The following is an 11,889-nucleotide window of genomic DNA, read 5'->3' on the forward strand; positions in this document are numbered from 1 at the left end:
GGACCTGTCAACACGCCGCGAGACCTGGCCGTGAGCGCCGGACGCACCGGCGTGCGCGCCGGCCTGGTGGCGCTCGGCCTGGCCCTGCCCGGCCTGATCAGCGCCTCCGGCACCCCGGGCCGGGCGGCACCGGGAACCGCACCGCGGGCCGCGCCGGTGGCCGCGGTCGAGGCGGCCGGGCCGGGCGGCACGGTCAACGGCATACCCGCCCGGGAGCTGGCCCGGATGCGCCGGGAGGCGCCGCTGGTCGAGGCCGCCCTGCGGATCCAGCGGGCGGCCGGCGACGGCACGGCCGCCGGTTTCGCCGGCGTCGCGCTGACCGGCGCCGGCGACGGGGTGGACGTCTTCTGGAAGGGCGCACCGCCCGGCGCGGTGCGGCGGGAGATCGCGGCGGTCCGGGCCGGGCGGGTCACCGTCCGCGCCGCGCGGTACTCCCGCGCGGAGCTGGCGTCGGCGGCGGCCACCGTGGCGCGCGCCGACGGCACCGCGACGGTCAGCTACCCGGTCAGCGGCACGGCCCTGGTGGTGGCGAGCCCGGACCCGGCGGCGACCCGGGCCCGGCTGCCGCGGCTGCCCGTCGAGGTGACGCTGACCCGGGCCGCCGCCGCCCCGAAGCCGGCCGCCGCCAAGCCGGCCGGGCCGCCGAACTCAGCCACGTCGAAGTCGGCCGGGTCGAAGTCGGCCGGGTCGAGGTCGGCCGGGTCGGCGACGGCACCGGCCACGATGGTCGCCGCCGCGGAGACGCTGCCCTCGCCGAGCCGGCAGGACGACGCCCGGCCGGCGTGGGGCGGCGCGCACCTCATCAACCGCAACGCGGCCGGCGGGAACTCGGGCTGGCAGACCCGGGACTCGGCGGGCAAGGTGATCGACGCCGACACCGCGTACCACTGCACGTCGGGCTTTCCGGTGCGCAATCCGCTCACCGCCGTCGAGTACCTGCTGGTCCCGGCCTCCTGCGGCAAGCCGCGGGACCTGTTCGTGAAGCCGAACGGGGTGGCCGTCAACGACGTGCTGGCCGGCGACAACACCCTGGTGAGCGCCGTGCCGGGGGTCATGCTGACCCGGCCGATCGGCGGCGCCGAGCCGTTCCTCTACACCGGTGGCTCGTGGAGCGACACCGGCTGGTCGATCGAGCGGGCCGCCCCGCTGGTGGCCGGCCAGCACGTCTGCGTCACGGGGGCACAGACCGGCCTGGCGTGCGGCGCGGAGGTGAGCGACACGCTGGGCAACCGCTCGGGCTGGACGCCGAACTCCACCGGCGGTTCGACCGTGCTGAGCGGCCTGACCCGGGTGCTGCTGGCCGAGCACTCCTGGTACACGCTGCGCGACGGCACCACCTGCACGATCAGCCCCGCCCCCGAGGACGTGGGCTGCCTGCCGTACCAGGGCCCGGGCGACGTGGGCGCGACGGTGTTCACCGTGGACGGCGGCACGACCACCGGCGTCACCATCCGCGGCCTCGTCATGCGGATGGAGTTCCCCCAGGACGACGGCCTGGAGAACGTCCAGTTCGTCGACGTCGGGGACGTCATGCCGATGCTGCGCGGCTTCGAGAACTCCTTCGGCACCTGGCTCGAACTCGTCACCAAGTTCAACGACACCCCGTGAAGGCGGTGAACAGCATGCTCAGCACGACCCTGCGGCGAACCCTCGCGCTCGCCGTCCTCGCCACCGCCCTCGTCGCACCGCAGCTGGCCCGGGCACAGGACCGGGCTCCGGCGACCGTCGGCGCCTCGATCGCGGCCGGCGACCGCGACGCCGTCCTCGGCCGCGGCTGGCGCGGCTCGACCGACCGCGCGTGGACCACCACGGGCGACGCCGCCGGTCTGCACATCCTGGTCGCCGACGCGCGCGACGGGTACGCCTGGCGCACCGCCGCCACCCTCGCCGAACCGGGCTTCGAGACCGACCGGTGGGTGGGCAACGCCTGCCTCACCGGGTCCGGCCGGCGTGTCGTGGCGGTCTACGCGCCCCGTACCTTCACCAACCACGAGCAACTCGGCGCCCGGGGTGGCTTCACCGCCGTGGTCGACCTCGACACCGGCGCGGTGCGACGGCTGCCGGTGACCAGCAGCCTGGCCTACTTCAACCCGGGTTGCGGGGCCGGCGAGACCGCCGCCCTCACCCAGGAGGGCGACGAGCAACGGCCCGGCACCCGCCTGGTCCGGGTGGACGCCGGCACCGGCCGGGCCGCCCCGCCGGTGCGCCTCACCGGGCAGGTGACCTCGGCGGTGCCGACCGGGGACGGCTTCACGGCCGCCCGCGGCCGTGGCCTGATCCGGGTCTCCGCCACCGGGCGGGCCACCGCGCTGACCGGCGCGGCCGGCGTGCCGTTCGGGTTGACCGTCGACGGTGACGGCGGGGTCAGCTACCTGGCCCGGACGGCGAGCGGGATGGCCGCGCGGCGGGTCGCCGGCGGCCGGGACACCCTGCTCGCGCAGGGCGGCTTCGGCGCGTTCGGCCTGGCCCGCGGCTCGGCGGGCCGGGTGTTCCTGACCGGCGCGCCGGCGAGCGTGGCGGTGCTGCCGGCCCGGCTGTCCCGGGTGGCCGCCGACCCGCGCGCGGACCTGTCCACCGGCGGGCAGCTCGCGGTCGAGCCGCAGCTGACCGCCGCCGAGGCACTGCCGTCCGGGACGGCCCGGGACGGGACCGCCGGGGTACGCCTGGCGGGCCGCGCCACGGCGACCGGCCGGACCGCCGCGTTCCGGGTGCCCACCGCCCCGGCCGTGACCGCGCCGGCGGCGCCGGCCGCCGCCGGGACCACGAAGGCGGCGCCGGCCGCCGCCGCGGCCGCGACCACGACGGCGGCGCTGGCCGCCGGGTCGTCGACCGATCCGTCCGATCCGGAGGGCTACTGCTCGATCCCGCGCAACCAGACCGGCACGATGGCCTACCAGCCCCGGCCGCGCCAGGTCGAGTGGGCCGTCGACTACGCCGTCTTCAAGGGGCTGACCCAGCTCCGGCCGGCCGGTTACCGCAAGTTCGGCCTGCCCGCGTACGCGCCGCAGGCCATGTTCCCGCCGCGGGACCTGGTCGGCGCCGTGCCGGGCCGGGACCACGTGGCGGCGCAGATCATGCTCGGCATCCTGACCCAGGAGTCGAACCTGTGGCAGGCCTCCCAGGCCGACTCGGGGGAGTACGGCAACCCGCTGATCGGCAACTACTACGGCCGGCACTACTACGACGCCAACACCGCCGACGACTGGCGGATCAACTGGGCGGACGCCGACTGCGGGTACGGCATCGGGCAGGTCACCGACGGCATGCGCGCCGCCGCCCACCCGAAGCCGGGCGAGCACATCCGCCAGCCGACGGAGCAGCGCGCCATCGCGCTCGACTACGCGGCGAACATCGCCGCCGGACTGCAGATCCTGCAGGACAAGTGGAACGAGACGATGTCGGCCGGGCTGGTGGTGCACAACGGCGACCCGACCCGGATCGAGAACTGGTTCTTCGCGGTGTGGGCGTACAACTCGGGGTTCCACCCGGACCTGCACGACGGCTCGTCGTGGGGGGTGGGCTGGGGCAACAACCCCGCCAACCCGCGGTACGACCCCACCCGGCACCCGTTCCTGGACGTCAAGGATCCCCGCAAGACCGACGACAACGTGCCGGTGTTCACCGACGCGGCGCACCCGCAGGACTGGCCGTACCAGGAAAAGGTGATCGGCTGGGCGGCGGCCTCCATCGACACCGGCGACGACGGGGCGGGCTACCGCATCGCGTACTGGAACGGCGACACGCTCACCTCGCGGCTCCGGCGCAGCGCGGCGTCCGGCTTCGCCGAGGTGCCCGGCGTCGGGTTCCGGCCGCGGCCGGAGCTGTTCTGCGACGCCACCAACTCCTGCTCGCCCGGCGCGCGGGTGCAGCCGGACGAGCCGGGCCTGGAGGGGGAGAAGCCCGGCCCCTGCCTGCACCGCAACATCTACGGACAGTACGACCTGAAGTGCTGGTACCACGCGCCGGTCCAGTGGAAGACCGACTGCCCGGACTCCTGCGGCTACGAGGGCATCCGGTACGACCTGAGCGTCGGCTACACCGAGCCGACCGACGGCACGCACTGGCCGCCGCAGTGCACGACCAGCTCGCTGCCGGCCGGCGCGGTGATCGTGGACGACCTGCCGGCCGGCACGGTGACCCCCCGCTGCCCGTACGCCAGCAGCACCGGTGGCAGCTTCGGGCTGGAGTTCAGCGGCGTCGCCGCCGGCGAGTACACCTCCAAGATCGACTTCCATCAGCTCGACAGCGGCTACGGCGGCCACATGTGGTTCGCCCGGGCTCGCGGCGGCGACCAGTTCCGGGTCGTCGGCACCTGGCGCACCCCCGTCGAGTGGACCGGACAGCTCACCGTCTACGCCTACGTGCCGCCGCACGGCGCCAAGACCCGCAACGCCGTCTACCAGATCCGCTCGGTGGACAACCGGATCCGGCTGGTCACCGTCGACCAGAGCACCTTCGCCGGCAGGTGGGTGAACCTCGGCCGCTTCCAGACGGCCGCCGGCCTCACCGTACGCCTCGACAACACCCTCTCCGACTCCACCGAGGCCAGCGTCGGCTACGACGCCATGGCCTTCGTCCGCGGTTGACCAAAGGGGACACGACTGTGAGAAGAACGCTCACCGCGGTGAGCCTGCTCGGCCTGCTGGCCGGGCTGGCCGCCGCGCCACCCGCGGCGGCGGCGCCGCCCCGGGCCCAGGGCCCGACCGACCGGGCCGTCACCACCGCCGGCGACAAGGACGGCCTGCACATCCTGGTGGCCGACCAGTCCGACGGGTACGCCTGGCGGACCGCCGCCACGCTGCGCGAGCCCGGGTTCGACACCACCGCGTGGATCGGCGACGCCTGCGTGACCGCCTCCGGCCGACGCGCGGTCGTGGTGTACGCGCCCCGGGAGTTCACCAACACCGACCGGGGCCGCGACGCCGGCGGCTTCGTCGCCGTGGTCGACCTCGGCAGCGGCGCGGTCCGCAAGCTCGCCGAGCGCTCGTCGCTGGCCTACTTCAACCCGGGCTGCGGCGCGGGGGAGGAGGCCACCGTCGCCACCTCCGGCACCAGCACCGCGATCTCCGTGCTCGACGCGGCGACCGGCCGGTCCACCATGCGGGTCACCGTGCCCGGCCAGGTCACCTCGGCCGTCCCGTACGCCGGGCGGATCGCCGCCGTCTCCGGCGACGACCTGGTCGCCGTCGGTCCCGGCGGGGCCGTCCGGGTGCTCGAACGCGCCGCCGGACAGCCGTTCCGGCTGCACCCGGAGCGCGGCGGCGGCCTGGTCTACGAGGTGGCCGGCGCGCAGGGCACCGCGCAGGTGCGGCGCTGGACCGGTCGGCGCTCCACCGCGCTGGGCTCCGCACCGCTCGGCGAGGTACGGCTGCACGCCAGCGCCGGCCGGGTCTTCGTGACCGGGCCGGCCCGGTCCCGGATCCACGGCGTCGGCGTGACCGCCGTGCCCGGCCCGGTCGACGCGGAACCGTCCAGCACCGGGGCGCTGGTCGTGACCGACGCCGTGCTGCGCAGCCGGGACCGGATCGACGTCGCGGCGACGCGGACCGCCACCGGCGTCACCGACCGCTCCGGCGTACGCCCGGAGGCGCCGCGCCCGGCCGAGGGCGCCGCGCCGTCCCCGGCCCTCGCAGCGGTCGCCGGCGGGGCGCCGAAGCTGCTCGCCACCGACCCGGCCACCGTGCCCTGGGACCCGGACCGCTCCTGTTCGGTGCCCCGCAACGATCCGCAGATCCAGGCGTTCCAGGCCACCGCCGCGCAGGTCGAGTGGGCCGCCGACCTGGCCGTCGCCGGCAAGCTGCTGATCAACCGGCCGGCGAACTGGAAGAACTCGGGGATGCCGAACGCCTGGCAACCGCAGGTGCTCTTCCCCCGGCGCGCGCTGGTCGGCGGCGGTCAGGTGCCGGCCCAGGTGCTGCTCGGCACGCTCGCCCAGGAGTCCAACACCATGCACGCCAGCCCGCACGCGGTGGACGGGCAGAACGGCAACTTCAACCAGGGCGGCTTCTACGGCTGGGGGGACCACTCCAGCTGGAGCAACCCGGACTGCGGGTACGGGGTCGGGCAGGTCACCTCGGGCATGGCGCTGGCCGACGGCGCCAGCCTGTTCACGCCCGTGCAGCAGAAGGCGATCGCCACCGACTACGCGTCCAACGTCGCGGCCTCGCTGAACATGCTGATCGACAAGTGGAACCAGCTGAAGACCGCCGGCATCGTGGCCAACGGCGGCGATCCCCGGTACCTCGAGAACTGGTACTTCGCGGCGTGGGCGTACAACACCGGCGTCCAGCCGAACGGGGCCAACGGCAACACGACCGGCTGCACCCCGTCGCCGTCCTGCACGGACAGCGCGGGCTACTGGGGGCTCGGCTGGGCGAACAACCCGGCCAACCCGAACTACCCGGTGGACCGGGGCACCTTCGACGGCAACAACGACGAGCACACCAAGCACCCCAACCGCTGGCCCTACCAGGAGAAGGTGATGGGCTGGGCGTACACGCCGGTGGGCCGCTACAACTACGCGGCGGGCGAGTGGCGGCCCGCGTACACCCGGTCGGCCGGGGAGCCGCACCTGCCCGCGCACGTCGGCGAGTTCTGCGACCCGCAGATCAACCAGTGCCAGCCGGGCGCCGCCACCGACGTCAACGGCAAGGGCGGGGCGGGCCGGTGCCTGCTGGCCAACCTGCACTGCTGGTGGCACGTGCCCTGGCAGTTCGCCTCGTGCACGCCCGCCGAGGGGGAGGCCAGCCCGTGCGGCATCGAGGTGCTCAAGTACGTCGCGGGCGACCCGGAGCCGTCCGCGCCGAACGTCTACCCGGTGGACTGCGGCACCAGCGGCTTCCCCGCGGGCACCGCGATCGTCGACGACGTCACCGTCGGCAGCCCGCTGCCCTGCGGCAAGAGTTGGACCGACAGCGGGTCGTTCGCGCTGAACTTCCCGTACACCACCACAGGGGGTTGCACCAGCAACTGCATCCACTATCCGGGCAAGATCGACTTCCATCAGCTGAGCGCCGGCTTCGGCGGGCACCTGTGGTTCGCGCACACCGCCACGAACACCACGGTGACCGGCACCTGGACCCCGCCGGCGTCGCGGACCGGCTGGACCCGGATCAAGGTGCACGTGCCGCTCAGCGGCGGCACCACCGAGCAGGCCGACTACCTGATCAGGCTGGGCAACGGGCAGGTGCGGCACCGGATGGTCAACCAGTACTGGTGGCAGAACAACTGGGTCGACCTGGGCACCTTCGACCTCGCCGCGGGCGCCTCGGTGAGCCTGAGCAACGCCAGCTCGCACGTGGCGGCGAGCAAGGTGGACGGCGGTGACGTGGCGTTCGACGCGATCGCCTTCATCCCGTCCACCCGGCCCGCCGCCCGGTACGTGGCCCTCGGCGACTCCTACTCGTCCGGGGAGGGGAATCCCGGCTACGAGGAGGACACCGTCCGCGACCCGCGCAACAAGTGCCACCGGTCGCTGACGAAGGCGTACCCGAGCATGGTGAAACTGCCCGGGCACGCCCAGAGCATCGCGACGGAGGCCGCCGCGAACGCGGCCGACTTCCACTTCCTGGCCTGTAGCGGCGCGCAGTCGGTCGACCTGACCCAGGCCGCGGTGACCGTCGGGAACACCGACAACACCATCTGGGGCTGGCCGAACAACTACCACTACGGGGAGGTCAACCAGATCGACGACTCCGGCTGGCTGGACGAGGACACCACACTGGTGACGGTCAGCATCGGCGGCAACGACGTCGACTTCGGCGACATCCTCAGCGCCTGCATCAAGACGTCGGTGAACTGTGTGGCCGAGGACTACGTGCTCACCCGCTCGTGGGGCGACGCCGACCCGAAGACCAACGTGAAGGATCCGCAGCCGCTGATCCGGTACGAGCCGTACCTGGTGGACCGGCTGCAGAGCCACCTGGTCAGCGTCTACGAGCAGATCCACGTCCGGGCGCCGCACGCGAAGATCGTCGTGGTCGGCTACCCGCGGCTGTTCCGCAACTGGTCGCCGGTGCTCTGCCACGGCCTGCTGCCCGAGGTGCAGGCCTGGATGAACGGCATCGCCGACCGGCTCACCCAGAGCATCGCGCTGGCCGTGCAGGTCACCCGCACCGACTACCCGGGGGTCGACATCACCTTCGCCGATCCCACCCTCGCGTTCACCGGTCACGCGGTGTGCGAGGTGGGCGAGGTGCAGTGGATCAACGGGATCGTGCCGAGCGACCAGAGCGGCAGCTTCCATCCCAACAACGGCGGACACGTCGGCTACGCCGACCTGGTCAACACCACCCTGGCCGGCGGCTGACGAAGCGGCCGGGGGCGTACGGCGAACCGTGCGCCCCCGGCCGTCCGGCCCAAAGAACGACGCTGGTGGCGCCCCCGGACGGGAGCGCCACCAGCGTCGGTCGAGGTCAGTACCAAGCCGAGCAGATGACGCCGCCCGCCGGGTAGTCGTAGCAGGCGCGGCTCACGTAGCCGGCGTCGTTCAGCATGACCGTGCGGACATCGCCGCCGCCGGTCACCGGGTAGGCGTCGGCGTACCCGTACGGGCTCTGCCGCTCCACCCAGAAGTGGACCTCGGAGCCCGAGAGCGCCCACACCGTCCGGCAGCGAGCGCTGTAGCGCAGCTGCACGGTGTAGTCGTTGGGACGGCCGGTGGTGGCCCACGCCACCGTCTGCTTGTCGTCGGCGCAGTAGAAGTACGAGGTCGAACTGTTCCAGACCCGGAAGGTCGCCGGGTCCTTGCCCTCGCAGCTCCACCCGCAACCGCTGGTGGCCGCCGCGGCCGGGGCGGCGTTGGCGAGCACGAGGGCGGCGGTCGCGAACAGGGCGGCGGTGAGCCGCCGGAGGCTGGCATGACGCATGTGGATCTCCGTTCCGTGGTCAGTCGAAGTTGGAGATGGTGCCCTCGCTGCCCGGGCAGCTGTTGTAGATCCGCAGGTAGTAGGAGCCGTACAGGCCGCCGATCCAGCTGCCGGCGTGGCCGTTGCGGCTGACGTGGCCGTTGCCGACGGTCACCCCGTTGCCGGCGTCCACGACCTTCCAGTCGGCCGAGCAGATCGGGCCGGCGTCGACGCTGTAGTTCAGCCAGTGGCCGGGCGTCTCCGCCGGGATGCTCCTGGTGGTGCAGCCGGTGCTGTTGATGTTGTAGCAGTGGGCCGAGTCGTAGGCGGCCAGCGCGGGTGCCGGCAGCGCCAGCGCGCCGGCGGCGCCAGCGGCGACGCCGGCGAGGAGGAGGGGACGACGCATCTACGCAACTCCTTCGGTCGGGGCGGTCCGGACCGTTGTATCGACGGCCGCCACCGGCGACCCACCGGCCGGGCCGGGTGCGGTGCCGTTCGGATGCCCGCCGGCGGTCGTCCGCGGACCGGTCCGGGCGGCGGCGCCGCGGCGGCACGGCCCCGCACCTCGTCGGCCGGATCCTCGTCCGCCGGGTGCCGGCCGATCGGGCTCACCCTCGGTGCGCGGCTGTTAGCCTGCGGCAATGTCCGCAGCTCACCAGGAGGTTGAGCCGAGCGACCCTGGTGCCGGGCTCGCCGACACCGGCCGGCTGGCCGCGTTCTGCGACGCCGTCTTCGCGATCGTCATCACGCTGCTGGTGCTGGACCTGCGGGTGCCGGACTTCCACGAGGGCGGGCTGGGTGCGGCACTCCGCTCGGAGGCGCCGTCCTTCCTGGCATTCGTCGTGTCGTTCATCTACGTCGGTGTCCTCTGGCTCAATCACCACGCGCTGCTCCGGCTGGTCCGCGGCACCAATCTCGCGCTCAACTGGATCAACCTCGCCATCCTCTTCGGGGTGGTCAGCATCCCGTTCCCCACCGCGGTCCTGGCCGCGGCGCTCACCGAGGGCGACACCCACGACCTGCGGGTGGCGGTGGTCCTGTACGCCTTCGCGGCGGCGCTGATGTCCGCGCCGTGGTTGGTGTTCTTCGGTTACCTGCGCCGCCATCCGGCGCTGCGCGCGAGCCACGTCAGCCAGGACCAGGTCCGGGTGCAGGAGGTGCGCCCGATCACCGGCCTCGTGCTCTTCGGGCTGACCGGGCTGCTCGGCTGGCTCGTGCACCCGCTCTTCGGGCTGATCGGCGTCATTTTGATGATCATCTATCACGGCGTCACCAGCGAAGGCGTTCACGCCGGACTGCTCCGCCGGGGGCCCCGCCGCCGCGGCTGACCGGGGGTGCGGCCTGCCGTTCGCGGCATTGTTGAAAATTCCCGGAAGATTGCGTGGCGACGAAAATCAATCACGGCAGCATCTAGTCAAAGCGCTGGTGGCGCTGCTAGCGTCCCCTCGCGACGCCGGTCCGGCGTCGTCCCGCGCCTCGAAGGGATGCCCCCACATGTCTTCTTCGTCCCCCTTCCTCTCCCGCCGGGCCGTGCTTGCCGGTAGCGTCTCCACCGCCTTCGTCGCCCTGACCGGCTGCCGCGCGGCTGTCGACGACGCCACCTCCGGGGCGGCGGCCGGACCGGTGCGCGGCGGCACCCTGCAGCTCGCCGCCAGCGCGGACGCCCAGCCCGGTGCCGTCCTGGCCAACCGGGCGGGCAACTGGATGTGGCGGCGGCTGGTCTTCGAGCCGCTGGCCGAGCTGGACGACCAGCGCCGGCCGCAGCCCGTGCTGGCCAGGAGCTGGACCTTCAACGCCGCCCGCACCAAGCTCGTGATCGAGCTGCGCGACGACGTCACCTTCCACAGCGGCCGGCGGATGACCGCCGAGGACGCCGTCTACTCCCTCGAGCAGGTCAAGGACGCCAGGAACGCGTCGCAGCTGCGGGCCGTGGCGCTCCGGCTGCGCGTCGCGGCGACCGGGCCGCACCAGGTGACCGTCAGCATGGACAAGCCCAGCGACAGCCTGTTCGACCTGCTGCACCTGACGCCGATCGTGGACCGGGACACCTTCCCCCGGATCGGGGACGGGAGCGCGGTGATCGGCACCGGGCCGTTCGTGTGGAAGCAGTGGCGCCCCAAGGCCGGCATCACCCTGGAGCGCAACCCGGCGTACCGGGTGCCGGACCGGCCGTACTTCGACAAGGTCGAGGTCTCGGTGATCACCGACCCGACCGCGTTGCAGGCGGCGCTGCGCGGTGGCCGGGCCCACCTGGCCAACGGGCTGACCAGCGTCGACATCGCGGCCCTGCGGTCCGACCGGGCCTTCGCGCTGGAGAACGCCGGCGGCGTGTTCTACCCGCTCGGGCTCAACGTCGCCGCGGCGCCGTTCGACCGCAAGGAGGTCCGGCAGGCGGTCGGCTACGCGCTGGACCGGGAGCGGATCAAGAGCCAGGTCTTCGGCGACGACGCGCTCGTCACCGACCTGTGGTGGAGCCCGAACGAGAGCAGCTACCCCAAGAGCCTGTCCGACCACTACCGCCTCGACCTCGACAAGGCCAAGGGGCTGATCGCGCGGGCCGGCGCCACGGGCGCCCGGGTGCCGATCGCGTTCGCCAACCTGCCCACCATGAAGAGCCTCTTCGAGGTGGTGCGCTACAACCTGGAGCAGATCGGCCTGGCGCCCGAGGCCGTCGCGCTGGACACCGCCGAGTACGACGCCCGGCAGGTCGCCGGCACCCTCGGCCCGGCGTTCCTCCTGCTGCACGGCATGGTCGGCTTCTCTGCCGCGACCATCGTCGACGCCATGCCGTCGCTGCGGACCGGCAATCCCTCCCGGTTCGCCGAGCCCCGTTACGACACCCTGAAGGCCGGGCTGCAGCAGGCCGACGACGCCGCCCGGCCGAAGGCGCTGGCCGACCTGTCCGAATACCTGCTCGACAGCGCGTTCAGCCACGTGACCGCCGTCGCCCCGCAGTACCACGTCCGCAGCGCCAAGCTGACCGGCCTGACCACCGTGCCGCTGGGCTGCGTCGTCGCCACGGACGCCTACCTGGTGGCCTGAA

7 protein-coding genes are annotated in these 11,889 nt (G+C 73.4%); 5 read left to right on the forward strand and 2 right to left on the reverse strand.

The genetic code is table 11. The features are described from left to right. The first annotated feature begins 30 nt into the window (after positions 1-30). Genes AB0I11_RS04570 through AB0I11_RS04580 form a run of 3 tightly spaced genes read left to right on the forward strand, consistent with a single transcriptional unit; the run spans position 31 to position 8,308 of the window. A complete protein-coding gene (locus AB0I11_RS04570) occupies positions 31-1,608 on the forward strand; it encodes a hypothetical protein (RefSeq protein ID WP_357312943.1) in 1,578 nt (525 codons plus the stop codon). A 14-nt stretch (positions 1,609-1,622) separates the two neighbouring features. Next, positions 1,623-4,586, forward strand: a complete 2,964-nt coding sequence (locus tag AB0I11_RS04575; RefSeq protein WP_357312948.1) for a hypothetical protein — start codon at positions 1,623-1,625, stop codon at positions 4,584-4,586. 17 nt (positions 4,587-4,603) lie between these two features. Then, positions 4,604-8,308 (forward strand): SGNH/GDSL hydrolase family protein, encoded by a 3,705-nt coding sequence (locus AB0I11_RS04580; RefSeq protein ID WP_357312951.1) that lies wholly within the window; start codon positions 4,604-4,606, stop codon positions 8,306-8,308. Positions 8,309-8,414: 106 nt separating this feature from the next. Here the strand turns inward: AB0I11_RS04580 and AB0I11_RS04585 are convergent, their stop codons facing one another. Next, complete coding sequence (locus tag AB0I11_RS04585) at positions 8,415-8,867, reverse strand: DUF2690 domain-containing protein (protein ID WP_357312954.1); 453 nt, start codon at positions 8,865-8,867, stop codon at positions 8,415-8,417. Positions 8,868-8,886: 19 nt separating this feature from the next. After that, the gene (locus tag AB0I11_RS04590) at positions 8,887-9,252 is read right to left on the reverse strand and encodes a hypothetical protein (protein ID WP_357312959.1); all 366 of its coding nucleotides are present in this window, start codon (positions 9,250-9,252) and stop codon (positions 8,887-8,889) included. Between the two features lie 235 nt (positions 9,253-9,487). Here AB0I11_RS04590 and AB0I11_RS04595 point away from each other — a divergent pair, with 235 nt between their 5' ends. Both AB0I11_RS04595 and AB0I11_RS04600 read left to right on the forward strand, forming a co-directional pair. Next, complete coding sequence (locus AB0I11_RS04595) at positions 9,488-10,174, forward strand: TMEM175 family protein (protein WP_357312964.1); 687 nt, start codon at positions 9,488-9,490, stop codon at positions 10,172-10,174. A gap of 166 nt (positions 10,175-10,340) precedes the next feature. Then, positions 10,341-11,888: an ABC transporter substrate-binding protein gene (locus AB0I11_RS04600; protein ID WP_357312970.1), complete on the forward strand. Its 1,548-nt coding sequence runs from the start codon at positions 10,341-10,343 to the stop codon at positions 11,886-11,888. Position 11,889 lies beyond the last annotated feature (1 nt).

The sequence above is a fragment of the Micromonospora sp. NPDC050495 genome, from assembly GCF_040655175.1.
Classification (GTDB): Bacteria; Actinomycetota; Actinomycetes; order Mycobacteriales; family Micromonosporaceae; genus Micromonospora.